Consider the following 23,489-nt stretch of genomic DNA (forward strand, 5'->3'; position numbering starts at 1 on the left):
CGGCAAAAGGTTACCGTCGAGTATGGCAACCACAACGGATCACCTTCGGAACACTCTGGACGGCCGCTGGCGTGATGTGAAGAACGAGGCGCGCAAGCAACTCGCGCGCGACGAGTTCCGCCCGCATTACACACCGAACACCGTCATCGCCCGCACCAAGGCGCTCGAGCAGCTCAAGCTTCTCGCCGCGGCCGGGGCTGCCGACAACGGATTCAAGAAGGAACACGGCGGTACCGGAGACGTCGGTGCCGCGGTGACGATGATCGAAATGCTCGCGATGAGCGACCTGTCGTTGATGGTCAAGGCCGGGGTCCAGTGGGGACTGTTCGGCGGTGCCATCGAGAACCTGGGTACCGAGCGTCACCACGAGGCGTACGTACCGAAGATCATCAACCTCGAGTTGCTGGGTTGCTTCGCCATGACGGAGACCGGACACGGCAGTGACGTGCAGTCTCTCGAGACGACGGCGACGTACGACCCGAAGACCGACGAGTTCGTGATCAACTCACCCACTCCGTCCTCCCGCAAGGACTACATCGGTGGTGCCGCCGAGACTGCGACCGTCGCTGCCGTCTTCGCGCAGCTGATCACCGCAGGGCCGGGCGAGGAGCCCGAGGGCCACGGCGTGCACTGCTTCTTCGTGCCGCTCCGGGACGAGAACGGCGACGACCTCCCCGGCGTGACGACCTCGGATTGTCAGTACAAGGGCGGACTCCCCGGCGTGGACAACGGCCGACTGATGTTCGACCATGTCCGCATTCCGCGGGACAACCTGCTCAACAAGTATGCCGACGTCTCTGCTGACGGCACGTACACCTCCCCCATCGAGAATCCGTCCAGGCGGTTCTTCACGATGCTCGGCACGTTGATCCGCGGGCGCGTCACAGTCGGTGGCAGCGCTGCGGCCGCAGCTCGTGTCGCCCTCGACATCGCGACGCGATATGCGTTGCAGCGCAGGCAGTTCGCTGCCCCCGGTTCCGATCAGGAAGTGCTGATCATGGACTACCTGGTGCATCAGCGTCGACTCTTCCCGCTCATCGCCAAGTCGTACGCACTGCAGTTCGCGCAGAACGAGCTGGTGTCGAAGATGCACGAGCTGCAGACTGCGGACAACCCGGATGCCGAGGAGCAGCGCGAGCTCGAGTCGCGTGCCGCCGGCCTCAAAGCCGCCAACACCTGGCACGCCACTGCCGCGATCCAGGAAGCACGCGAGGCATGTGGCGGCGCTGGCTACCTGGCCGAGAACCGGCTGATCTCACTCAAGGCCGACACCGATGTGTTCACCACCTTCGAGGGCGACAACCACGTGCTCACGCAGTTGGTGGCCAAGGAACTGCTCACCGCGTACGCCGACGACGTGAAGTCGATGAGCCCGGTCGAGTGGGTCAAGTTCGCAGCCGACATGGTCGGCGATCGCGTCGTCAAACGCACTGCGGCGCAGGCGATCATGCAGACCATTCTCGATCGGCGTCAGGACAACGAAGAGGAGGGGTCGCTGTTCAACCGCGGCACCCAGGTCAAGATGTTCGAGGATCGTGAGGAGTATCTGCTGTCCACGGTCGCGCGCCGTCTGCAGTCGAAGTCGAAGGAGAGCAGTTCGTTCGACGCGTTCAACGCGGTACAGGACCACGTTCTGCACGCTGCGAGCGCCCACATCGACCGCATCATCTTCGAGGCCTTCATCGCCGGTATCGAGTCGTGTGAGGATGCGACCACCAAGGACCTGCTCGAGGAGGTCTGCGATCTCTACGCCCTGTCGGTGATCGAGGACGACAAGGCCTGGTTCATCGAGCATCGCTACCTGTCCACCGAGCGCTCCAAGGCAGTGACTCGCGCGATCAACGAGCGGTGCCGCACCCTGCGTCCGCATGCGGAGTTGCTGGTCGACGGCTTCGGTGTGCCCGAGGCTCTCGTCGGTGCAGCAATGCTCGGCGAGCCCGGAGCGGGTACCGAGGAAGAACCGGCCGGAAACCCCAGCCACGCGCACTGACGCGTAATCGGGGTTCAGCCGGGAGAGATCGCGAAGACCCGGCAGGGACCACCGGTCGCGCCCGCGTGCTTCGGTGCGCCGACGACGACCGTGGCCCCTGTCGGGGGCACGGCATCCAGATTCGCCAGTGCCTCCACTCCGTATCGGCCTGCGCCGAGTACCGCTGTGTGCGCTGGATAGTCGCGGTCGTTCATCCGATCGAGACTGAGCGTGTCGACCCCGATTCCGACGACGTTGCGCTCGCGCACCAGCATCCGTGCCGCGTCACCGCCGAACCCGGGTGCGGCACGTTCGGCGAGCCGGCCCTGCCATCGACTGTGCATGACCACCAGCGCGCGATCGGGTATGCGTCCGTGCTCGAGCTCCCATCGAGCGATGTCCTCGGTCGTCACGACCGATTCCGGATCCGACGCGGCCCGCGCGGAGATGTCCAGCACGACCAGCGGGGCGATCAGGTCTTCCAGCGGCAGGATGTCGGCCGTCGCACCGCCGCGCACTCGGTGTGCGGGGGCATCGATGTGCGTGCCCGTGTGCTCGTAGTACGAGAGCTTGTTGACGAGGAAGCCACCCAACTCGTAGGCGGCGACCGGGTGCATCGAGAACGGTTCGTTACCCGGCCACACCGGAAACGTCGGACTCAACGTGTGCGTCAGATCGATCAGTCGACCCGCGGGGATCGCCGGTACGACCGCCGGTGCGGCGTGTGCAGCACCGCCGGCCGCAACCGTCAGGGCAGCTGCCCCCAACGACCCGAACAGCGCCCTACGTCCGATTCTGCGGTGAACAGTTTCGACGACCTCGGGGCCGCACATCAGTCGGCAGCGGGGGTGACGAGCAGAACCTTGTCGTCGGATCCGTTGTCGGTGGTCAGCAGGAAGGCTCCGTCGCTTCCGAAGCTGGTGAGCGAGCGCAGCCGACCGTAGGTACCCACCAGGGCGTCGGCTTCGTCGACGTAGTCCGTGCCGTCCTCGGACAGCTTGAGGAACACGAGCTTCTCGCCCTGCTGACTCGACACCACTGCGGAACCGTTCCAGGAACCCCATCCCGCGCCGTTGGCGAACGTCAGGCCGGGCGTCGCGATAGTGGGGCTACCCGAACTCCACACCGCCGCGCGGGCCCCGGGCACCCGGGTGGGATCGGTCATCGGCACCGACTCGTCGTAGACGAACGGCAGCCGATCCGGCCGGTAGCCGTAGTTGCCGCCGGGGACCAGTAGGTTGAGTTCGTCGTCCCTGGTGGTTCCCTGCTCCACCTCGTAGATGTCTTGAGTGCCGGGCCGTATCGCGAGCCCCTGTACGTTCCGATGACCGAGCGTGAAGACACGTCCGGGTGCATCGGCCGCCGCCGAGCCATCGGCGTTGATGTGCAACACCTTGCCGCCCAACGAGTTTCGATCCTGCGGCACCGACGGCGACGCGGTGTCTCCGGTTCCGATGTACAGGGTGCCGTCGGGGTGGGCCAAGATGCGGCAGCCGCCGTGGCGACCACCGTCGGCGACGGGGATGTCGTCGACGAGTGTGCCGGTGCGCGTCAACTCGGTCCATGCGGAGTCGACGGTCCACGACACCACGGCGATATGGTTGTCGGTGCCCCCGCCCGCACTACCGGTGCCCGCACTGCCGGCACCTGTTCCCTGACCCTGCACGCCCTGGCAGGTGTAGATGGTTCTGGATGTGGCGAAGTCCGTCGCCAGTGCGATGCCCATCAGGCCTGTCTCGCCCGACGCGTAGAGATCGCCGAGATCCGCTTCGAGCTCGCGGGTGGCACCGCCGACGTCACGAATGACGAATCGCCCCGCTCGCTCGCCGGTCAGCACCGTCCCGTCGGGGGCAACCACGGCATCCCACGGTTTCGCGAGCCCGTCGAGCACGGTGGTGACCGTCAGGTCGGGCAGTGGATCGGCCTGTGCCGTCGCGCCCGTCGAGCATGCCAGCGTCAGGAAGACGCTGGCGGCGAGTACACCGGAACTGGACACCAGCTTGTTCATCCACACTCCTGACGACGATCGGCCACCAGCCCGATATGACCGGTATCACACGATCATAAACACACCGAGGAGATGGCCGACGCAGTCAGGACGCGATTCGGTAGCCGGCTTCTTCGATCGCGGCGTCGACGGCAGCAGCGTCGAGTTCCGCGTTGCTGCTGATCACGACGGCTCCGGTGTCGACGTCCACATCGACGCCCGTGACGCCCGGAACCTCGGACACTTCTTCTTTCACCGACGCTGCGCAATGCGCGCACGTCATACCTTCGACGGAGTAGGTCGTCTGCATTTTGTTGCCTCCTGTGCCTGGTCAGGAACGTACGAGACGCGCAATGGCCTCGGACGCCTCTTTGACTTTCGCGTCTGCTTCGGGTCCGCCCTGCCGCGCGGCGTCGACGACGCACCCGGCGAGGTGGGCGTCGAGCAGCTTCAGCGAGACGGACTGCAACGCCTTCGTCACCGCAGATACCTGGGTGAGGACGTCGATGCAGTACCGGTCGTCGGCGACCATGCGTGAAATGCCGGCCACCTGCCCCTCGATGCGACGCAGTCTTTTCAGCAGGTCGTCCTGTTCGGCGCTGTAGCTGCTCATGCCGTCGATCATACCCCTACCCGGTATGGGAAGGTTCGTCCGTCAGCAGGCGACGGACGCCATCGATGGCAACCAGTCCCCCGACGATCACCGCCAGGGCGGCGACCGCAATCCACGACCCCGAGTAGTACGTGCCCGTGTACGCCGGAGACACGTCGGGAACGGCGGCGAATTCGGTGGTGCGTACGCCTGCCTTCCAGCACACCACCGCGCAGATCACCGCGACCACTGCGAGGACCAGTTCCACCCAGCCGACGGACTTCCTCACACGTACTCCTGCTTCGCCGTCTCGAGTGCGGCGCGTAGACCGTCGTCATCCTTCGCCCACGCTTGCACCAGACCGCCACCGACCAGTCGCAACCCGATGCCGTGCCGTTTGCGCGGCACCCCCGAGAGCTCACCGAGAACGCGTGCGGTTTCCCACTTCTTCGGCTCGTATTCGCCGTCCTCGTACTCGGCAGGCGGGAAGATCTCCGTGATCTCGGCGACGTCGACGGTTTCGGTCCCCTGGCGCAGCTGCCGAGTGGTCAGCTCGACGCTGACATGCATGCGGGCCGCGCGGAGCTGTACGTAGGTCAGTCCGACGAGAATGAGCGAGAACAGCGCCAGGGCGAACCAGTGAATCACCGGTCCCGACGCCAGCTCGACTGCGAGCACCACCAGACAGAACGCGGGGCCCCACAGCAGGGCGCGCCAACGGCCACCGGGCTCGTGGAACAGAACGGGGTCGGTGCCGCCGAGATCATTGCTCACGAACGAACCACTCTCGCGCCGACGGGCGATACACCAGCACCGATGCAACGACCAGTGCGATCGTGATGATCAGCAACACGAATGGGAAGACGAGCGCGGCGAAGGTCAAGAGCAGCGCGGTGGCCCCGGACAGCGCCACCAACGCCCGTCGGAACCGTCGGGCGCCACCTCGGACGGGGCCCGACATCAGCCCCACTGCCAGGCCGACCACGCCGAAGATGACACCGAGCCCTCGGAACACGGTCAGAAAAGAGTCGATCTGTTCGTCGCTCGCACCGCCGTCGGTGAACGACGCGCGGATCTGATCGACGGGCAACGTGAGCGCGATCATGCAGACGACGATCAGCATCACTGCCGACGCCAACCACAACCAGTACGCGGTGGAGACCACCCGGGGACGAACCATCGATTCGTCAATGTCAGCACTCACGCTCGACATACTGCCACCGCGCGGTGGCACGGAGTTCAGCCGGCAGAGATTCCCAGCGCCATGATGGCGATGGCCGCCGACACGGCGAGCAGCAGACCGAGCAATGCCCACCCGGGCCTGCCGTTCTCGGCGGGACACGCGTTGCTCTCGGCCGCCGCGATCGACTCCGGGAGGGCACGACTGGGCGGCACCGGAATGTTCTCTGCCATGTTCGATCCGATCACTCGATACGTTTATCGAAAGTGATGGTAGTCACACCGACAGGCTCGGCGCGCGGAACACGCTCGAAATCAGCGCTTCCGCGAGGACAGGAAGTACTCGTTGGATTCCTTGCGGTGCATCAGGTAGATCGCACCCGCAGCGAGCACACCCTGGCCGATGCTCAGCACGCTCATGACGATGTTCATCGCACCGGTACTCGATGCGATCGCGAACAGGTCGAGAATCGTGGTGAACACGGTGATCGAGCCGATGATGGTCAGCAGCATGCGCGCCCACATCTTGCCGGCGCGCATCCGCTTCACCCAGAACAGGAACAACGCACCGAATCCCGCGACGACGAACAGCGTCACGACGAGCATCACCGTCACCATGGACTGCGTGGATTCGACGGTCATGTCCGCCGCCGCACCCTGTGCTGCGAGGTCGTCGAGCAAAGACTGCGCGAATTCCGCGCGTGCGCCGAACAGCGTCCACACCGAGTACAGCGCCGAGATCGCACCAATCAGTGCAACTCCCCACCACAGGTGCCGGGCAGTCTCCACATCCACCGGTGCCGGGCGAGCGGCCGGCTCGAGCTCGGGACCGGACTGAGGGAAGCCGTGTTCGAGCTCCCAGCGCTGCCAGTCCGGTTGCAACGGAGGATTGTTCGGCATGTTGCTGTCAGGATTGCTACCGTCCGCGTTGTTGCTCGGAGGAAAATCGTTCACAGCCAGCCCGCCACTTCGGTTGCCCAGTAGGTCAGTACGACATCTGCACCGGCGCGCCTGATGCCGACGAGCGATTCGAGGACCGCGGCATCCCGGTCGATCCACCCGTTCTGGGCAGCGGCGGTGATCATGGCATACTCCCCCGAAATCTGGTACGCCGCAACCGGAACCGGTGACATCTCGGCCACGTCGCGGAGAATGTCCAGAGACGACATCGCCGGCTTGACCATCACCATGTCGGCACCCTCGGCAAGATCGAGCTCGACCTCGTGGGTCGCCTCACGGCGGTTGGCCGCGTCCTGCTGATACGTCCGACGGTCACCCTGCAGCGACGAGCCGACCGCTTCACGAAACGGTCCGTAGAACGCAGACGCGTACTTCGCCGAATACGCCAGCTGCCCCACCTCGAAGTGACCGGCCGCATCGAGTCCAGCCCGAATGGCACCGACCTGGCCGTCCATCATGCCGCTCGGCCCGAGCAGGTGCGCTCCGGATTCCGCCTGCGCGACGGCCATGTCGACGTACCGCAGCAACGTCGCGTCGTTGTCGATCGAGCCGTTCTCGCTCAGCACACCGCAGTGGCCGTGCGAGGTGAACTCGTCGAGGCAGGTGTCGGCCATGATGACCGTCGAGTCACCGAGATCGGCTTTCAGACGGGCCAGGCCCCGGTTGAGGATTCCGTCGGGATCCGTTGCCCCCGAACCGTTCTCGTCCTTGTCCTCGACCTTGGGGACACCGAACAACATCACGCCGCCGACACCGGCTGCGACTGCTTCCTCGGCGGCCCTGCTCAGCGAGTCCAGCGTGTGCTGGAACACTCCGGGCATCGAGCTGATCGCGCGGGGCTCGGAGATGCCGTCGGCGACGAACATCGGCAACACCAGATGCCGTGGCTGCAGCGACGTTTCGGCCACGAGGCGGCGCAGTGCCGGAGTGCGGCGAAGGCGTCGGGGACGGTCGGTGGGGAACAAGCGAACCTGCCTCACTTGGTTCGTCGTGCGCGTTGTGTGTGGCCGGAGCTACGCACAACGCGCACGAGGCGCATTCAGCGCCTGCGTGACTTCTTACCGCCTGCGTGACTTCTTACCGCCTGCGTGACTTCTTGCGCGGTGGCGGCAGTGCACCCTCGGCCCGCAGCCGAGCCGCGTGTTCTGCCAGTGCCTCGACCAGCGGTCCGACCTGAGCCGACTCCGGCTGCACGTCCACGCGCAGACCGAACTCGACGGCCGTCTCGGCGGTCTTCGGGCCGATGCACGCGACGAGCGTGCGAGCATGCGGCTTACCTGCGATGCCGACCAGGTTCCGCACGGTGGAGCTCGAGGTGAAGCACACCGCGTCGAATCCACCGGTCTTGATCATCTCGCGGGTCTCGGCGGGGGGCGGCGCTGCCCGGACGGTGCGGTAGGCCGTGACGTCGTCGATCTCCCAGCCGCGTTCGCGCAGCCCTTCGGCGAGCGTCTCGGTAGCAATGTCGGCGCGCGGCAACAGAACTCGATTGACCGGGTCGAAGACCTCGTCGTACGGCGGGAAGTCCTCGAGCAGTCCGAGCGAGCTCTGCTCCCCCGACGGAACGAGTTCGGGATTGATGCCGAACGAGCGCACCTTGGCCGCGGTTGCCTCACCGACACAGGCGATCTTGACGCCGGAGAACGCACGCGCGTCCAGGCCGAATTCCTCGAACTTCTCCCACACCGCGCGAACGGCGTTGGTCGAGGTGAACACGACCCACTGGTAGCGGCCGTCGACCAGGCCCTTGACGGACCGTTCCATCTGAGCCGGGCTGCGCGGGGGCTCGACGGCGATGGTCGGAACTTCGATGGGGATGGCCCCGTGGGTGACGAGGCGATCGCTCATCTCGCCGGCCTGGTCCTTGGTGCGCGGCACCAGCACGGTCCAGCCGTACAGTGCGCGAGACTCCCACCAGGACATCTTGTTTCGTCCGGAGACGACCTTGCCGACGGTGACCACCAGAGATCCGACGAGCTCGGATCCCGCGTCGTTGAGGGTGGCCAGTGTGGCCTCGACGGTGCGCTGCTGACGGGTGGTGCCGCGCACGGTGATGGCTGCAGGTGTCTGCGGTGCCAGGCCGTGCTCGACGAGGGCACTGGCGGTTTCGGCCAGGTGCCCCGCCGTGGCGTGCAACACCAGCGGGCCGGGAGCAGCCGCGAGTGCAGCCCAGTCGACCTCGCCGCGAACGTCCGCTTCGGTGTGGCCGGAGCCGAGTGCCATGCCTGCGTAACTGGGTACCGCGGAGCCCGAAGGCAGACCGGGCAGCACCTCGAACGGCACGTGAGTGCGGGCCACGGCACTGACCTCGGCGATCACCGAGTCGGTGGTCAGCGGATCTCCCGAGACCAGACGCACCACATCGTGGCCGTTCTTGGCTTCGGCGAGAAGGGTTTTGGCGACCTCGGCGGGCTCACCCAGTGCCGGGCGCACCTCGACCCCGTTCTCACCCGTCTCGGCGTCGCGAGGGACGTCGGCACCGACGAGAGCGGTGACACCCTTGTCGACGTCGGGATCGGTGAAAGCGAGCTCGGCCGCTCCGAGCACTTCCCGTGCCCGGACCGTGAGCAGAGCCGGGTCACCGGGCCCGGATCCCACGAACAGGATCCGTCCGTTGGTGTTCTTGCGGACTGGGCTCATCGGTTGTTCTCCAGTGCTGTCTTGTATGGGTACTGCAGTTCTATCGGGGTTGCGGTGCCCCGTTTGGGAATCAGCCGGGCAGTGGCGATCGACTCTCTTCGCACTACGGGACGGGTCGCCGCGCGTTTGGCGCGTCCGCGAACGGGTGCCGTTATTGCCCTAGACATGAGATCCGCCCTGTGCTGGTTCGGTGACCGAAACGAGTTCGCGTGCACCGAGATCGAGTAGTTCGCGGGCCAGTTCGCGGCCCAGTTCCTCGGCCCGGTCGGGTGACCCGACGATCGACGCGCGAATGGTGTCGCTGCCGTCGATGGCCGCGACGCAGCCGCGAAGCGACAACTCGTCGAAGATGCGGCCGTCCTCGTCGATGGACTCGACGACCTCGGCGATGGCACCCACCGGCGCGGTGCAGCCGGCTTCGAGTTCGGCGAGCAGTCCGCGTTCGGCGGCCACTGCGGCCCGCGAATGTGCATCGTCCAGTGTGGCGATGGAGGCGGCGAGATCGGTGTCGCCACTGCGACATTCGACGGCCAGTGCACCCTGTGCGGGAGCCGGCAGCAACTGCACCGGATCCAGCGCTTCGGTGACGACGTCCAACCTGCCGATACGGGCCAGTCCTGCCCGCGCGACGATGACGGCGTCGAGCTCACCCGAGGCCACCTTGCCGATGCGGGTGTCGAGGTTGCCGCGCAGGGGTCGAACGTCCAATCCCTGTCCGAGAGCACGCAATTGAGCAATTCGGCGGGGTGCGGAGGTACCCACCTTCGCGTCGGCGGGCAGCTCACCGAGCACGAGCCCGTCGCGGGCCACCAGTGCATCGCGGGGATCTTCACGCGCCGGAATGGCAGCGATGGTGAAGCGCTCGTCGGCGGCGGTCGGCAGATCCTTGTACGAGTGCACGGCGATGTCGACGGTGCCGTCGGCCAGGGCCTCACGCAACGCCGCGGTGAACACTCCGACGCCGATGGTCTGCACCGGTGCTGCCGACAAATCGCCTGCGGTCTTGACGATCACCAGTTCGGCTTCGACTCCCGCCGCTGCGAGAGCCACCCGAACCGTATCGGCCTGAGTGGTCGCGAGAAGGCTTCCGCGAGTACCGATCTTGACGACGCCGGTCATTCCTGATCCCCCTCGGCGGTGGTTCCGGGGCGAAGATCGGTACGGCTCGCCGTGAAGTCGTCGACCAACTCCAGGGAGCCGATTTCCATGGGAGTCGCCACGGCCTCGGCCGAACCGGGGCTGAGCTCGAACAATTCGCGCAGCGCCGCAGCATAGGAATCTCCGCCGGGAGTGCTGGCGAGCTGCTTGACGCGCACCGTCGGTGAATGCAGCAACTTGTCGACGACGCGGCGCACGGTGCGGGCCACTTCGTCACGCTGCGGGGAGTCGAGCCCGGGCAGCCGCGACTCGAGCCGCAGCAGTTCCCCCTCGACCACCTCGGCGGCGCGCTGGCGCAGCGCTGTGACGGTGGGCGTGACCTCGGCAAGTCGTTGTCCCGCAAGGTAACCCGAGAGTTCGTTGGAAACGATCTCGCGTGCGGCCGACGCGTCGTTCGCGGCAGCTCCGGCAGCGGGGTCGCGCTGCAGGGATTCCATGTCGAAGACGGTGATGCCCGGCAGACCGGAGACGGCCGGGTCGACGTCGCGCGGCAGTCCCAGGTCGCAGATCACGAGCGGCCGGTCTGCGTCGCGGCGGGCGAGTGCGAGGTGGGCGTCGGCGATGGAGACGACGGCCCCCACCGCACCGGTGCAGGTGACGAGGATGTCGGCGGCGGCCACTGCGTCGGCCAGGTTCTCGAGCGCGACCGAGGAGGCGGTGATTCCGTTCGAGACGGCGTTCTCGGCCAGGTGGTCGGCTCGTTCGCGGGTGCGGTTGACGACGGTCAGCGAGTCGATTCCGGCGCGGCCCAGGTGTGCGACGGCGAGTCCGCCCATCGCTCCTGCGCCGAGGACCACCGCGGTGCGGCCGCGGAGCGAGCCGCCGAACACGTCTGCGGCGCGGTCGAGAGCGACGGACACCACCGAGGCTCCGGCGGCATCGATGCCGGTTTCGCTGTGCACGCGCTTGCCGACTCGCAGAGCCTGCTGCGCGAGTTCGTGCATGACGCGGCCCGATGCCTGCTGACCGTCCGAGGCGGCGTAGGCCGATCGAATCTGGCCGAGGATCTGCTGCTCTCCGATGACCATCGAGTCCAGGCCACTGGCCACGGCGAACAGGTGCTCGACGGCTGCCTCGCTGTACCGAACGTAGGCGTGCTTGGTCAGGTCGGCGATTTCGAGGCCGGAGTGCTCACCGAGAACTTCGCCGACGGCGGTCAGTGCGCCGTGGAACGCGTCGACGACCGCGTAGATCTCGACGCGGTTGCACGTGGAGACCACCATGACCTCGGAGATGTTTCCGCTGGCCATCAGTTTGTCGGTCAGTTTCGGGCGATCGGTGTCCGTGATGGCGACACGCTCGAGGACTGCGACGGGAGCGCTACGGTGCGATATCCCGACGAGAAGGACACTCACGGTGCAATCACCGATCCGTTTCTTGTCGAACTGTTGACTGGGCTTGGATTACCGGCGATGCGCGGGCCGTGACTGCGGCCCAGACGCGAGGTGGAAGGCAGTGGTGACGCCGACACGGGCGTCGGCACCGGGGCCGTCACGATCGTCGGCCCGGACACGTTGCGGGAGCTGTTGAAGGACAGAACCTGCATCTCGACGGCCAGGTCGACTCGGCGTACCTCGACGTGGTCGGGGACGTCGAGCACCATCGGCGAGAAGCTCAAGATGCACTCGACTCCGCCCGAAACGAACCGGCCCGCCACCTGGTGGACGGCCTCGTCGGGAGTGGCGATGACACCGATGGTCGCCTCGAGTTCGCGGCAGGCGTCTTCGAGCTCGTCGATATGCCGAACGGTGAGTCCCTCGACCTCGGTGCCGACTCGCGCGGGGTCGTTGTCGAACAGGCCGACCATGGTGAATCCGCGACGTGCGAAACCGCCGTATCCGGCGAGGGCCTGACCGAGGTTGCCCACACCGGCCAGTACGACGCGGTGGCCACGGTCGAGCCCGAGAGCACTGTCGATCTTGGCGCGCAGGCGCGCGACGTCGTAACCGACTCCGCGCACACCGTTGGGTCCGAGGAACGAGAGATCTTTGCGCAATTTCGCAGATCCGACGCCTGCTGCGGTGGCAAGCTCTTCACTCGAGACGATGAGAACGCCTTCGTCTGCAAGGATCGAGAGGACCCGCAGGTATGTCGCCAGACGAGTGACCGTAGCCTGAGGGATGACCCGCTCTACGCCGCTGGGCGACGGGCGCTCTTCGGTCACGTCTGGGGCTCCTCGTCCGAACGGCGTCGATGCCGGTCTTCACGCTGATCCTGCGTTCGTGTCTATTTCACGAATGCTGTTCACACCACGGTAACTGCTTGTGAACGAATGAACAAAGTTGCGCATACCGGCCCTCACCTGCACACGGAGAGCAATCACACGTTCTTAGGGTGCCCTGCCCGGCCCAGATCGGCCCGCAATCGGGGCACGTCGACCTCCCAGTAACTGTGCTCGACACCGTCGAGTAGCACCACGGGCACTCGGTCGCCGTACTCCGCGCGCAGGTCAGGCGATTCGGCCGCGGCCTCGTCCACGTCGATGACCGTCACGGCGACGCCGAATTCGGCGCACACTTCGTGGAGCACCGCGGACGCGTGGGTGCAGGAATGGCAGCCTGCGCGGGTGAGAAGTGCCACGCCGGACGGAGTCGTTTCCATCCGTCCACTCTGACATGCCGGTAACAGAGACGAAGGTCACAGCTGCGCGGTGCGTCGGGAACTGTTCATCGTCGGTAGGTGCCGTCGTGCGACGCTCGTGTCGGACACACGCATTAGGCTGCGAGTGACGTACTGGCGAGGGAGGTGGACGTGGTGACTGACGGGGGCACAGACCTGCCGATCGAGGACACGCCCGATGTCGACATGGTCGACACGAACGATCCGGACGGGGACAAGCAGCGCAAGCGGCGTATTCGCCGGATTCGCAATCCGTTCGGCCCGTCCGATGCGGAGGTCCGCGCCAACGTCGCGGGTGAAGCGAGCGCCGATGCCGCTCTCGCCCTGCAGGTCGAGTCCGAGGGAGCGGTTCCCCGCGATCTGACCGCAGCCGCCTTCTTCGACGTGGACAACACCATGGTCCAGGGCGCGTCGATCATCCACTTCGCGCGCGGACTCGCCGCCCGAAAGTACTTCACCACGGGCGACGTGGCCCAATTCGCTTGGCAGCAAGTCAAATTCAGGGTCAGCGGCAAGGAGAACAGCGAGGACGTGGCCAGTGGCCGCGAGAAGGCGCTCTCGTTCATCACCGGTCGTCCCACTGCCGAACTGAGCCGGCTCGGCGAGGAAATCTACGACGAGATGATCGCCGACAAGATCTGGGCGGGCACCCGTGCCCTCGCCCAGATGCACCTCGACGCAGGTCAGCAGGTGTGGCTGGTCACCGCCACTCCCCTCGAACTGGCGCAGATCATCGCCAAGCGGCTGGGCCTGACGGGCGCGCTGGGAACTGTCGCCGAGAGTAAGGACGGCGTCTTCACCGGCCGTCTCGTCGGCGACATCCTGCACGGCATCGGCAAAGCTCATGCGGTGCGGTCGTTGGCCGTACGTGAAGGCCTCAACCTCAAGCGGTGCACCGCGTATTCGGACAGCCACAACGACGTGCCGATGCTCTCTCTCGTCGGTACCGCGGTCGCGATCAACCCCGATCCGGACCTGCGTGAGCTGGCGAAGAACCGCGGCTGGGAAATTCGCGACTATCGCACCGGACGCAAGGCCGCCAAGATCGGTGTTCCCACTGCGCTGGCCCTGGGCGCGGTGGGCGGCGGTCTCGCCGCGGTGATCGGTCGCCGCAAGGCCTGACCTCGCCCGTCCGTCGGGTCAGAGCGTCAGTTGCATCAGGGTCAGGTCCAGCCAGCGCCCGAACTTGACCCCCACCTCCGGCATCTGTCCGACGCGAACGAATCCGAACTTCTCGTGCAGTGCGATGGACGTGGTGTTCTCGGATTCGATGAACCCCACCAACACGTGGATGTCGCCGCCTCGGGCGCGGTCGATCAATTCGCTCAGCAAGGCACTGGCCAGGCCGCGGCGATAGAAGTCGCGGTGGATGTACACCGAATGTTCCACCGAGTGCCGGTAGCCGCTCTTGACTCGCCACTGTCCGTACGACGCGTAGCCGGCGACCCGCCCGTCGACCTCCGCGGTGAGTACCGGGTACCCGGCAGCGATCCGTCCCTCGAACCACGCTGTGCGATCGGCGAGGTCCACCTGTTCCTCGTCCCAGATGGCGGTGGTGTTGGCGACCGCATCGTTGTGGATGTCGAGAATGTCGGGGAGGTCTTCTACCATGGTGTCGCGAATATGCACTGGCAGAGGATAACCCGAGCTATCCGAGAAAGACGTTGCGTCTCTTGGCAAGCAGTCGGTACAGCGTGTGCTGAATGGTTTCGCGCACGTGGTCGGTCAGCTCGAAGAGCACCATCGGATCCTCGAACGCGGTGGCGTCGTAGGAGTCGGTGTGAATGGGCTTGCCGAACTCGATGTACCACTTCGACGGCAACGGAATCAGGCCCAGCGGCCCGAGGTGCGGGAAGAACGGTGTCACCGGGAAGTACGGCATCCCCATCAGTCGTGCCAGCGGGGCGATGTCGCCGATCTTCGGGTAGATCTCCTCTGACCCGACGATGGAGCACGGAATGATCGGCGCACCCGTTCGCAGTGCAGCCGAGACGAACCCGCCGCGGCCGAACCGCTGCAACTTGTACCGCTCACTGAACGGTTTGCCGATGCCCTTGAAGCCCTCCGGGAACACGGCGGCAACTTCCCCGGTGCGCAGCAGCCGCTCCGCGTCGGGATTGCACGCCAGCGTATGCCCGGCCTTGCGGGCGATCGTGCCGACGCCGGGCATCTCGAATGCCATGTCGGCAGCCAACATTCGCAACGGCCGGTGGGCAGGGTGATGATCGCGCACGGCAACCGACGTCATCAGCGCATCGACCGGTACGACTCCGGCGTGGTTGGCCACGACGAGCGCACCTCCCTCGGCGGGGATGTTCTCGATGCCCTTGACCTCGACGCGGAACCATTTGTCGAACAGCGGACGCAGCAGCGGCAGCCACACGGCATCGGCGAAGTGCGGGTCGTAGCCGAACTCGTCGACGCTGTAGTCGCCGGCCAGGCGTCGACGCACGAACTCGGCGACCGAGGAGATCTGGTCGACGATCGCGGTCTTGGTGTCGTCGATCATCGACAGCACGGGTGCCGCTTCTGCGGAGATCGTGGCCGCAGAAGCGGCGGGGGTCGGGTCCACCAGCGGCGTCGGCTCACGTGGATCGGCGTAGGCCGATGGGTGCCGCTCGCGTGAACCCTGCGCTGCGCGGGCGGACCGGGCGGACGCGCCGCCGTGCAAGGGAATGACTTTGGCCACGTCGCTCACCTGTCCGCTCCGGATTCTCGCGCCGTGTCGGCACTGCCGAGCGAGGCCAGTACGCGCGCCGCGGACGCCCCCGTGTCGACGGCCCCGAGCAGCCGATTCTCGATCGCGTCGACCCATTCGGTTCGGACGACCGGCCGAAGAGCCGCGCCGCGCACGAAGTCGTCGAACGCCTGGACTGTGGTCCACCGAGGCTCGAACCCGAGCACGGACCGCATCCGTGTGGTGTCCAGCCCGCAGCCGAAATGGAAGTAATCGAGTTGCTCGGTCGTGAATTCGCGCATCATTCCGCCCATGAGCGCCCGCCCCACGCTCTTGAACAGTGGAAACGGCACCGGAACCTGCACGCGACCGGCACGTCGAATCGCCTGCGACAGCATGATGGTGCCGTCGGCACCGATGTTGAACGTGCCCGCCGGCCCGCCGATGGTCGCGCGTTCGAGGGCCGCAAGGGCGTCCTCCTCGTGCAACAACTGCATGCGCGCGTCGCGTCCGACGATGCTCGGGATCAGCGGTGACGTCATGTACCGGGAGATGGTGCCGTTGAGCCGCGGGCCGATCAGTGGGGCCATACGCAGGATCGATACCGCGATATCCGGGCGACGACGACCGAGTCCGCGAATGTAGCCCTCGATGTCGATGGTGTCCTTGGCGTACGCGCCGCTCGGTGGGCGTCGGGCACTCATCTCCTCGGTGAATTTCACCGGATCCTTGGCGCTGCATCCGTACACCGAGGACGACGACCGCAGGACCACCTTCTCCACGGTCGGCGACTTCTGGCACACCGCGAACAGCTGCATGGCTCCGATGACGTTGAGGTCTTTCATCGTCGCGCGGCCGCCGGATTTCGGGGGCTTGGCGACCGTGGCCGCATGCACCACGGTATCGACGCCGGCGTTACGAATCACCTTGCCGATCAACGGGTTTCGAATGTCGGCACGAACGAATTCCGCGCGACCCATACGTCGCAGCAGATCTTTGCTCGGAGATTTCTCGTCGACGGCGATGACACGTTCGATGCGAGGATTCTGAGCGAGCCGGGTCACGAGGTATCCGCCGAGGAATCGACTGGCACCGGTCACGAGCACCACCCGGGGCGCGGCAACACCACGATCGCTCGGACTCACTGCGCCTCCCCAACTTCGGCTCCCGTGCCGAGCCTACTGGATCGACAGGTTTCCGCGAGGTCTGAAAGGAAAGGAGGCCTGGAAGGAGAGATGCAACTCGCCTTCGAACGAGCAGAGCCCGCCACCGATGGTGACGGGCTCGGCCGTGAAGCAGATGACGGCAGGCTTATTTGCCGAGTTTCCTGCGCTGCACGCGGGTACGACGAAGCAGCTTGCGGTGCTTCTTCTTCGACATGCGCTTGCGACGCTTCTTGATCACTGAACCCATGCGGGTGTCCTCACGTTCTTCTCTAGCGTTTTCGCGCACGCCGTTTGCGTACGCCTACCTGACAACCAAGCCCGAAGGCTTCGAGCCAACAACCTTGGTCACCGAGCTGGCGCTGGGGCCACGTACTCGCCCACGGCTGCACACCGGCTGGCTGGCACGACGAACGCCAATCCTACCGGTGTGAGCCGTGACTTACGAAACCGGCCCGGTCTTACGACCTAGCTACGTGCACTAGCCTGCGTCGAAATACGAGGTCTCGAGATAGTCGTGTACCGCCTTGGCGTGCACACGAAAAGATCGACCCACCCGTACTGCGGGCAGCTCTCCGCCGTGCACCAGTCGGTACACGGTCATTTTCGAAACTCTCATCAGAGTCGCCACCTCGGCGACAGTGAGGAACTGTGTTCCGGCCAGAGCCGGTTGACCGTCCGGGGACGAACCCTTGGACGGCTTGTTTATAGACGCCATCAATCCACTTACCTCCGGCACGTCTCATGCGGCAGGCTTCCCCTCCTGCCGAACAGACACGCACGTGCTGCCCCCGAGCCTATAGGGACAGATGGGGTTACTGCGACGGGTGTGGGGAAAAGATTTTTTATTCTGCTGTGATGCCCATCTCAATCGATCGGGCGTTGGCTGCACCGAGAGCATCGAAAAACGCAGCTCGGAGGCCGTTTCGCTCCAATTCGCGTACCGCCGCGGCGGTCGTTCCGCCCGGGGAGGTCACGGCATACCGAAGCTCGCTGGCGGACTCGTCCGAGCGATCCAGCATCGCTCCCGACCCCACCATCGTCTGCGCGACGAGTGCAGACGCGACATCCCGGCTCAATCCCAGGCCCACTCCCGCGTCGATCATGGCCTCGGCGACCAGGAAGAAATAGGCCGGACCGGACCCGGACACGGCCGTCACCGCGTCGAGCTGATGTTCCTTGACGACGACGACCTTGCCGACGGCCGAGAGGATGGAGCGCACGAGCTCGAGGTGCTCGGCGCGGGCGTACTTCCCCGGGGCCAGCACACTGACACCCTCCCCTACCAGCATGGGGGTGTTGGGCATGACCCGTACGACCGGGAATCCGGCGGGGAGCTTGGGCTCGAACTTGGCGGTGGGCACGCCTGCGGCGAGCGAGACGATGAGTTGTTCGCGGTCACCGTCGAGCTCGATCTTGGTGATCTGATTCAGTGCGCCCTCGACGTCGGCCGGCTTGACCGCCAGCACGATGACGTCGGCTCCCTCGGCCGCGTCGGCGACACTGGCGGTCAGTACTCCGAAGTCCTTCGCGATCTCTTTGGCGCGCGGCTCGGACTTCTCGGCGACCACGAGGTCGCGCACGGCATGACCGGCCTCGAGGAGTCCCGCAATCAATGCCTCGCCGATCCGTCCGCCACCGATCACTGCAATTCTCGTCATACGGCCAAGCCTGCCATGTCAGTTCGAGCGCGGCACCATCGCCAACTGTCGGCTCTGCACCACCACGGCACCGGTCGAGTCGAGTATCAGGTGGTCCTCCTCGAACCAGGTGCTGCCGATGACGGAGCTGGTCGCTGCCACTCGCAGCCACCCCGGAGCCGGGCGGCGACGCAGATATGTCGTCAGCTGGACCGTCGGTGCCCAGCCGAACATTCCGCGGTTCATCGTCACCGGGGCCGAGATGTCGCCTGCCATCAACGCGAAGAGCACCGACGTGTCGGCGTCGGCTTCGTCGCCCGCGAAGGGGCGCACCCACAGTCGAATTTCGGCCTCACCCTGCTGACCGGTGAGAAACGATGCCGACGACGGTTCGATCCGCATCTCGCAGCCCTTGGCGACGTGCACGATCGACGCCATGGGGTGATCGCCTGCCACCGCGAGGGTGTCCGCAGGAGGCTCCGCGGCCATCGACGTCAGCGACAACGGGGTTTCGTGGTTCGGTTCCTCCGAGTCGGGCCGACCGAGGGTGACCACCGCCCGCACTGCGACGCGTCCGGCCTGAGTCAGCTCGACGTCGACGTGCGAGACCTGCCTGCCGCGCTTGCGCACGATCGTCGCGAGCGCCACTTCGCCTGGGTCGGGCGCGGCCAGATAACTGACGCTGACGGCCAACGGCTGGATCTCGACCTGGGCCGGGTCGATCAGCACGATCTGCTGACGCGCCGCGGCCGCGCAGATGGCGAGCATCGCCCCGCCGTGCACTTTGGGGCCGATGGTCCAGGTGGAATCGATCGCACCGGCGAAGGACGCCGTGTCTGCGGAGACGTCGAGTGGGACCAGTGTGGTTGCTGCCCGGAACGGGCTGGTGGAACTCATTCCGGACAACTTACCGGCAGTCAGGACAGGTGTGCGCGGGCGAACTGCAGCGCCTGGTCCAGCATCGACGAACGCTCGGGCACCGTGCGCGCATTCTGAGTGTTGATCTCGATGACGGCTTGACCGTCGAATCCTCGCCGCACCAGTTCGGTGCAGACCTGGGCGCAGGGCTGGCTGCCGTGCCCCGGGATCAGATGCTCGTCCACGGACGCGCCGCGGCCGTCGGCCAGATGCAGGTGCGCTATCCCGTCGCCCATCCGGTCGAGCATCTCGAGTGCGTCCGAGCCTGCGGTCGCGGTGTGTGAGAGGTCGAGTGTGTAGTGGCCGTGACCGACGTCGGTCGGGTCGTACGACGGCGAGAACGCCGACAGCGCCGCTCCCGGGCCTCCCCGTCGTTCGAGCCGCTGGGCGGATTTCTCCTTGCGCCCGAAGAATCTGTCGGCACGCATCGGGAACATGTTCTCTACCGCGACCACGACGTGGGAGTTCGATTCGAGTTCCGCCACCTGATCGGCGAATCCATCGCTGTACTTGCGCTGCCAGCGGAACGGCGGATGCACGACGACGGTCGCCGAACCCAGCTTCTCGGCCACTTCGACCGACCGGGCCAGTTTGACGATCGGATCCGATCCCCACACGCGCTGTGAGATCAGCAGACACGGCGCATGGATGGCCTGCACCGGTATCGAGTACTCACGTGACAGCGCAGCCACCGCATCGACGTTCTGACTGATCGATTCGGCCCACACCATCAGTTCGACGCCGTCGTAACCCAGATCGGCGGCATAGCGAAACGCTGCCTCGGTGTTCTGCGGGTACACCGAGGCCGTGGACAATCCGACCTTGATTCGCTTCGCCGCCATCGTTGTCGAAACTCAGCCGGTACTGAGCTGGAAGGCCAACGGACCGAGTGTGACGAACACACCGACGGCTATGGCAATGACGATCGAGACCAGATCATCGGTACGCCGGAGAATCCTCACCACCGCGACGAGACCGACGATGACCAGCACCGACAGCACCAGCGCCACCCATGGCAGCACGTCCCACAGCTGCTCGAAGCCCTTGAACAGCAGCGCACCGACGACGATCGACACCACTGCCTGCCCGATGAGCACCAGCCACTGCCGAACCGCGCCGCCCTTGCCCTTGACCGGGGACTTGTCCTTGCTTCCCGTGTCCTTGCTCGCCGATTTACGACGATCGGCACGCGAGCCGGTACTCGCGGTGTCGGCGGTCGTCGATTCGGCGGTCGTCGAGTCGGCAGGGTCTTCGTCGGTGGTCGGCTTCGTGAGGTCGACCACATCGGGTATGACCTGAGTGCCGGCCTCGTCGGCCGATTCGTCAGTGGCCTTCTCGTCCGCGATCTTCTTAACAGCGGTCTTTTTGTCGGCGGTCTTCTTGTCGTCGACCTCGTTAGCGCGCGTGATGCGCGGGGTGACCGCGGTCTTCGCCAGGTCGTCCACCTCGACGAGAGCGGCATGTGGGCTCTCCACGAGCGGCGCACGCGAGGTGACGTCGGTCTTGGGTTCGGCGGATTCGGTCGAACGCGGCGGCTGGAATCCCGCCGATCGACGGGCCCGTCCCTGCTCGGCCTGGGTCGACCCGTACGGGCGTCGCTCCGATGCTTGCGCGGCAGGAGCAGCGGGCCGCAACCCGCGCGCGGTGTCGTCGTGAGATCGATTGAGCAGGTCTCCGGCGACGGTCGTGGAGCCCGACAGCAGTTCCGGTTCGGGCTGCTGCTTGTCGCGCTTGCCTGCCGGTTGGTACGGGGTCGGGCGTGCGCTCTGGGGCCGGGCCGGTTGCGGCCTGGACGACGTGGTCGTGTCGCCGTCGGATGCGCTGCTCTTGGTCTCGTTCGCAGCGGTATCGGGAGCTTCGTCCCGCGGCTCGTCGACGACGGGTGCGCTGCGGTCGCCGGGTTCGTCACGAACGACGGGAATCTCCCCGGTCAGTTCGGCCACGGAGATGCCGCCCTTGACGCCTCGCCGGCGTCGCCCTCCTGCCGTCAGGTTGGTCTTCTGGCCGTTTCTGGCCAACAGCTCGGCGACCGAGATCTGCCCGGTGTCTTCCGGGTTGGCGTCGCTCATCTCGAACTCCCCACCAGATCGCCGTCGGCTTCGGTGTCCAGCTTCCTCAAAATCAAACCTTCCCTCAGCGCCCACGGACAGATCTCGAGTGATTCCACCGACAGTGCCCGCATGCTCGCCTCCGCTACCAGCGCCCCGGCCACCAGTTGTGGTGACCTGTCGGCACTGATGCCTTCCAATTCTGCACGGTCGGCGGCCGTCATCCGCGATATGAACGCGATGAGTTGCCTCAGACCGCTCGCCGTCAGCGTTCTCGTCACTCGCGGACCGGCCGCGGAAGGCGCAGCACCGGTCAAGCGAGCCAACGAACGAAATGTCTTCGACGTTCCCACCGCGCGGTCCGCATCGCCCGCAGCCAACAGTTCTTTGGCCGGTGTCGCGAGTTCGGCATCCAACCAGTCACGAAGAACGGCGATACGACGCTTTCCCGGAGGATCCTCGTCGAGCCAGTCCCGGGTGAGGCGGCCGGCACCGAGCTGCAGGGAGAACGCCACGTCGGGATTCTCGTCGCTGCCGCTGGTCAGTTCCAGCGATCCGCCGCCGATGTCGAGTCCGAGGATGCGCCCGGCGCTCCAGCCGTACCAGCGGCGCACGGCCAGGAACGTCAATCTGGCCTCGTCCACGCCGGACAGGGTTTCCAGGGCCACTCCGGTCTCGGCGAGAACACGCGCGAGAACGTCGTCGGAGTTGTAGGCGTCGCGCACCGCGGAGGTGGCGAACGCCATCAGTTCACTGCAACCCGACCGGGCGGCGATGGCGGCGAACTCACGCACCTCGTCGACGAGCCGATCGGCACCCGCAGGAGTGATGTTGCCGAACGCGTCGGTGTTCTCCGACAGGCGCAACGTCGCCTTGCTCGAGCTCATCGGCGTCGGGTGTGCGCCACGGTGTGCGTCCACTACGAGCAGATGCACAGTGTTGCTACCGACGTCGAGCACCCCTAATCGCACAACCCCACGGTACTGGGTCTAGCGTCGTCCTTTGTGACAGCAGGTCGTGAGCAGCCACCGTTCGCTGCAGAGGTCGAGATGGATTTCCCGCGAGAATGGGTCGAGTTTCCCGACCCCGACAATGCCGAACATGTCATCGCCGCCGATCTGACGTGGCTGTTGTCCAACTGGACCTGCGTGTTCGGTACCCCCGCCTGCCAGGGCACCGTCGAGGGTCGCCCCGACGACGGATGCTGTTCGCACGGCGCGTTCCTGTCCGACGAGGACGACAAACGCAAGCTCGACGAGTCGGTGAAGTTGCTCACGCCGCAGGACTGGCAGCTGATGGACAAGGGTCTGGACAAGAAGGGATACGTCGAATACGACGATCTCGACGACGAGCAATCTCTGCGCACGCGGCGGTACAAGGGTGCGTGCATCTTCCAGAACCGACCCGGGTTCGAGGGTGGCATCGGGTGCGCATTGCATTCGATGGCGCTGCGCAAAGGCATCGAGCCGCTCGAGGTCAAGCCCGACGTGTGTTGGCAGTTGCCCATCAGGCGCACCCAGGATTGGGTGACGCGTCCCGACGGCTCCGAGATTCTCAAGACCACCATCGGCGAGTACGACCGACGCGGTTGGGGCGAAGGCGGACTCGATCTGCACTGGTACTGCTCCGGCTCACCCGACGCGCACGTCGGCGCGAAGCAGGTGTTCGAGTCCTACAAGCCGGAATTGACCGAGTTGCTCGGCAAGGCCGCGTACGACGAATTGGCGTCACTGTGCAAGCGTCGCCGTGGCCTCGGTCTGATTGCCGTACATCCGGCCACTCGTGAGGCCCAGCGCCGGTAGAGCGGCTGGCGCCGCACGTGAGTGGAAACTCGTAGCCCACTACGTGTTCAGTCTGGGGACATATGAGACACGAGATGTCCACGGACATGTGACACACGGGCTGTGATGATGCTGCGGGGCACTGTGACCGGCTATGG

At 65.8% G+C, this 23,489-nt stretch carries 28 protein-coding genes; 3 read left to right on the forward strand and 25 right to left on the reverse strand.

The window, feature by feature from the left end; all coding sequences use genetic code 11:
* Positions 1-22: 22 nt before the first annotated feature.
* Positions 23-1,990 (forward strand): acyl-CoA dehydrogenase, encoded by a 1,968-nt coding sequence (locus AB0P23_RS16915; RefSeq protein ID WP_027498339.1) that lies wholly within the window; start codon positions 23-25, stop codon positions 1,988-1,990.
* 14 nt (positions 1,991-2,004) lie between these two features.
* On the opposite strand, the gene AB0P23_RS16920 is transcribed toward AB0P23_RS16915, so the two are convergent.
* The 15 genes from AB0P23_RS16920 to AB0P23_RS16990 all read right to left on the reverse strand — a co-directional run bounded on the left by AB0P23_RS16920 (position 2,005) and on the right by AB0P23_RS16990 (position 13,086).
* A complete protein-coding gene (locus AB0P23_RS16920; protein WP_032375561.1) occupies positions 2,005-2,802 on the reverse strand; it encodes a cyclase family protein in 798 nt (265 codons plus the stop codon).
* Positions 2,802-3,977: a PQQ-dependent sugar dehydrogenase gene (locus AB0P23_RS16925; RefSeq protein ID WP_032375560.1), complete on the reverse strand. Its 1,176-nt coding sequence runs from the start codon at positions 3,975-3,977 to the stop codon at positions 2,802-2,804. Before AB0P23_RS16925 ends, AB0P23_RS16920 begins: the two co-directional genes overlap by 1 nt.
* Before the next feature lie 85 nt (positions 3,978-4,062).
* Positions 4,063-4,266 (reverse strand): heavy metal-associated domain-containing protein, encoded by a 204-nt coding sequence (locus AB0P23_RS16930; RefSeq protein WP_032375559.1) that lies wholly within the window; start codon positions 4,264-4,266, stop codon positions 4,063-4,065.
* Between the two features lie 21 nt (positions 4,267-4,287).
* Entirely contained in the window at positions 4,288-4,569 is a 282-nt protein-coding gene (locus AB0P23_RS16935; RefSeq protein WP_027498342.1) for a metal-sensitive transcriptional regulator, read from the reverse strand.
* A gap of 16 nt (positions 4,570-4,585) precedes the next feature.
* Positions 4,586-4,837, reverse strand: coding sequence for a hypothetical protein (locus AB0P23_RS16940; protein ID WP_032375558.1), 252 nt, complete (start codon positions 4,835-4,837; stop codon positions 4,586-4,588).
* On the reverse strand, positions 4,834-5,322 hold the full coding sequence (locus AB0P23_RS16945) for a hypothetical protein (protein ID WP_027498343.1): 489 nt from the start codon (positions 5,320-5,322) through the stop codon (positions 4,834-4,836). Before AB0P23_RS16945 ends, AB0P23_RS16940 begins: the two co-directional genes overlap by 4 nt.
* Complete coding sequence (locus AB0P23_RS16950; protein ID WP_155288584.1) at positions 5,312-5,752, reverse strand: hypothetical protein; 441 nt, start codon at positions 5,750-5,752, stop codon at positions 5,312-5,314. Before AB0P23_RS16950 ends, AB0P23_RS16945 begins: the two co-directional genes overlap by 11 nt.
* A 35-nt stretch (positions 5,753-5,787) precedes the next feature.
* A complete protein-coding gene (locus tag AB0P23_RS16955; RefSeq protein WP_155288423.1) occupies positions 5,788-5,961 on the reverse strand; it encodes a hypothetical protein in 174 nt (57 codons plus the stop codon).
* 81 nt (positions 5,962-6,042) lie between these two features.
* Complete coding sequence (locus AB0P23_RS16960; protein WP_230593372.1) at positions 6,043-6,681, reverse strand: hypothetical protein; 639 nt, start codon at positions 6,679-6,681, stop codon at positions 6,043-6,045.
* Positions 6,678-7,652 (reverse strand): porphobilinogen synthase, encoded by a 975-nt coding sequence (gene hemB, locus AB0P23_RS16965; protein WP_363798377.1) that lies wholly within the window; start codon positions 7,650-7,652, stop codon positions 6,678-6,680. The genes AB0P23_RS16960 and hemB overlap by 4 nt, the downstream gene beginning before the upstream one ends.
* A gap of 112 nt (positions 7,653-7,764) precedes the next feature.
* Complete coding sequence (locus tag AB0P23_RS16970; RefSeq protein WP_027498347.1) at positions 7,765-9,327, reverse strand: bifunctional uroporphyrinogen-III C-methyltransferase/uroporphyrinogen-III synthase; 1,563 nt, start codon at positions 9,325-9,327, stop codon at positions 7,765-7,767.
* 159 nt (positions 9,328-9,486) lie between these two features.
* Positions 9,487-10,446 carry a hydroxymethylbilane synthase gene (hemC, locus tag AB0P23_RS16975; protein ID WP_027498348.1) on the reverse strand — a complete coding sequence of 320 codons (960 nt, stop codon included), beginning with the start codon at positions 10,444-10,446 and terminating at the stop codon, positions 9,487-9,489.
* Positions 10,443-11,840 carry a glutamyl-tRNA reductase gene (locus AB0P23_RS16980; RefSeq protein ID WP_032399451.1) on the reverse strand — a complete coding sequence of 466 codons (1,398 nt, stop codon included), beginning with the start codon at positions 11,838-11,840 and terminating at the stop codon, positions 10,443-10,445. The genes hemC and AB0P23_RS16980 overlap by 4 nt, the downstream gene beginning before the upstream one ends.
* Positions 11,837-12,649: a redox-sensing transcriptional repressor Rex gene (locus AB0P23_RS16985; protein ID WP_027498350.1), complete on the reverse strand. Its 813-nt coding sequence runs from the start codon at positions 12,647-12,649 to the stop codon at positions 11,837-11,839. The genes AB0P23_RS16980 and AB0P23_RS16985 overlap by 4 nt, the downstream gene beginning before the upstream one ends.
* A gap of 155 nt (positions 12,650-12,804) precedes the next feature.
* Positions 12,805-13,086 carry a glutaredoxin family protein gene (locus AB0P23_RS16990; protein WP_027498351.1) on the reverse strand — a complete coding sequence of 94 codons (282 nt, stop codon included), beginning with the start codon at positions 13,084-13,086 and terminating at the stop codon, positions 12,805-12,807.
* 204 nt (positions 13,087-13,290) lie between these two features.
* Here AB0P23_RS16990 and AB0P23_RS16995 point away from each other — a divergent pair, with 204 nt between their 5' ends.
* The gene (locus AB0P23_RS16995; protein WP_045840673.1) at positions 13,291-14,226 is read left to right on the forward strand and encodes an HAD-IB family hydrolase; all 936 of its coding nucleotides are present in this window, start codon (positions 13,291-13,293) and stop codon (positions 14,224-14,226) included.
* Positions 14,227-14,244: 18 nt separating this feature from the next.
* Here AB0P23_RS16995 and AB0P23_RS17000 read toward each other — a convergent pair whose 3' ends face one another.
* The 10 genes from AB0P23_RS17000 to AB0P23_RS17045 all read right to left on the reverse strand — a co-directional run bounded on the left by AB0P23_RS17000 (position 14,245) and on the right by AB0P23_RS17045 (position 22,521).
* Positions 14,245-14,715: a GNAT family N-acetyltransferase gene (locus tag AB0P23_RS17000; protein WP_269431362.1), complete on the reverse strand. Its 471-nt coding sequence runs from the start codon at positions 14,713-14,715 to the stop codon at positions 14,245-14,247.
* Positions 14,716-14,752: 37 nt separating this feature from the next.
* On the reverse strand, positions 14,753-15,802 hold the full coding sequence (locus AB0P23_RS17005; RefSeq protein WP_032399453.1) for a lysophospholipid acyltransferase family protein: 1,050 nt from the start codon (positions 15,800-15,802) through the stop codon (positions 14,753-14,755).
* The gene (locus AB0P23_RS17010; RefSeq protein WP_228139283.1) at positions 15,799-16,926 is read right to left on the reverse strand and encodes an NAD-dependent epimerase/dehydratase family protein; all 1,128 of its coding nucleotides are present in this window, start codon (positions 16,924-16,926) and stop codon (positions 15,799-15,801) included. The genes AB0P23_RS17005 and AB0P23_RS17010 overlap by 4 nt, the downstream gene beginning before the upstream one ends.
* A 166-nt stretch (positions 16,927-17,092) precedes the next feature.
* Complete coding sequence (locus AB0P23_RS17015; protein ID WP_003402602.1) at positions 17,093-17,194, reverse strand: AURKAIP1/COX24 domain-containing protein; 102 nt, start codon at positions 17,192-17,194, stop codon at positions 17,093-17,095.
* 231 nt (positions 17,195-17,425) lie between these two features.
* The gene (locus AB0P23_RS17020; RefSeq protein WP_008713658.1) at positions 17,426-17,662 is read right to left on the reverse strand and encodes a helix-turn-helix domain-containing protein; all 237 of its coding nucleotides are present in this window, start codon (positions 17,660-17,662) and stop codon (positions 17,426-17,428) included.
* 127 nt (positions 17,663-17,789) lie between these two features.
* Positions 17,790-18,605, reverse strand: coding sequence for a pyrroline-5-carboxylate reductase (gene proC, locus AB0P23_RS17025; RefSeq protein WP_027498355.1), 816 nt, complete (start codon positions 18,603-18,605; stop codon positions 17,790-17,792).
* An 18-nt stretch (positions 18,606-18,623) separates the two neighbouring features.
* Positions 18,624-19,481, reverse strand: a complete 858-nt coding sequence (locus tag AB0P23_RS17030; protein WP_032399454.1) for a thioesterase family protein — start codon at positions 19,479-19,481, stop codon at positions 18,624-18,626.
* Positions 19,482-19,501: 20 nt separating this feature from the next.
* The gene (locus AB0P23_RS17035) at positions 19,502-20,344 is read right to left on the reverse strand and encodes a sugar phosphate isomerase/epimerase (protein WP_032365210.1); all 843 of its coding nucleotides are present in this window, start codon (positions 20,342-20,344) and stop codon (positions 19,502-19,504) included.
* 12 nt (positions 20,345-20,356) lie between these two features.
* Complete coding sequence (locus tag AB0P23_RS17040; RefSeq protein WP_032399455.1) at positions 20,357-21,571, reverse strand: hypothetical protein; 1,215 nt, start codon at positions 21,569-21,571, stop codon at positions 20,357-20,359.
* On the reverse strand, positions 21,568-22,521 hold the full coding sequence (locus tag AB0P23_RS17045) for a Ppx/GppA phosphatase family protein (RefSeq protein ID WP_032365208.1): 954 nt from the start codon (positions 22,519-22,521) through the stop codon (positions 21,568-21,570). The genes AB0P23_RS17040 and AB0P23_RS17045 overlap by 4 nt, the downstream gene beginning before the upstream one ends.
* Positions 22,522-22,599: 78 nt before the next feature.
* Here AB0P23_RS17045 and AB0P23_RS17050 point away from each other — a divergent pair, with 78 nt between their 5' ends.
* Positions 22,600-23,352 (forward strand): hypothetical protein, encoded by a 753-nt coding sequence (locus tag AB0P23_RS17050; RefSeq protein WP_052061317.1) that lies wholly within the window; start codon positions 22,600-22,602, stop codon positions 23,350-23,352.
* Positions 23,353-23,489: the final 137 nt, after the last annotated feature.

It is taken from the genome of Rhodococcus sp. NPDC077669, from assembly GCF_040686915.1.
Classification (GTDB): Bacteria; Actinomycetota; Actinomycetes; order Mycobacteriales; family Mycobacteriaceae; genus Rhodococcoides; species Rhodococcoides fascians.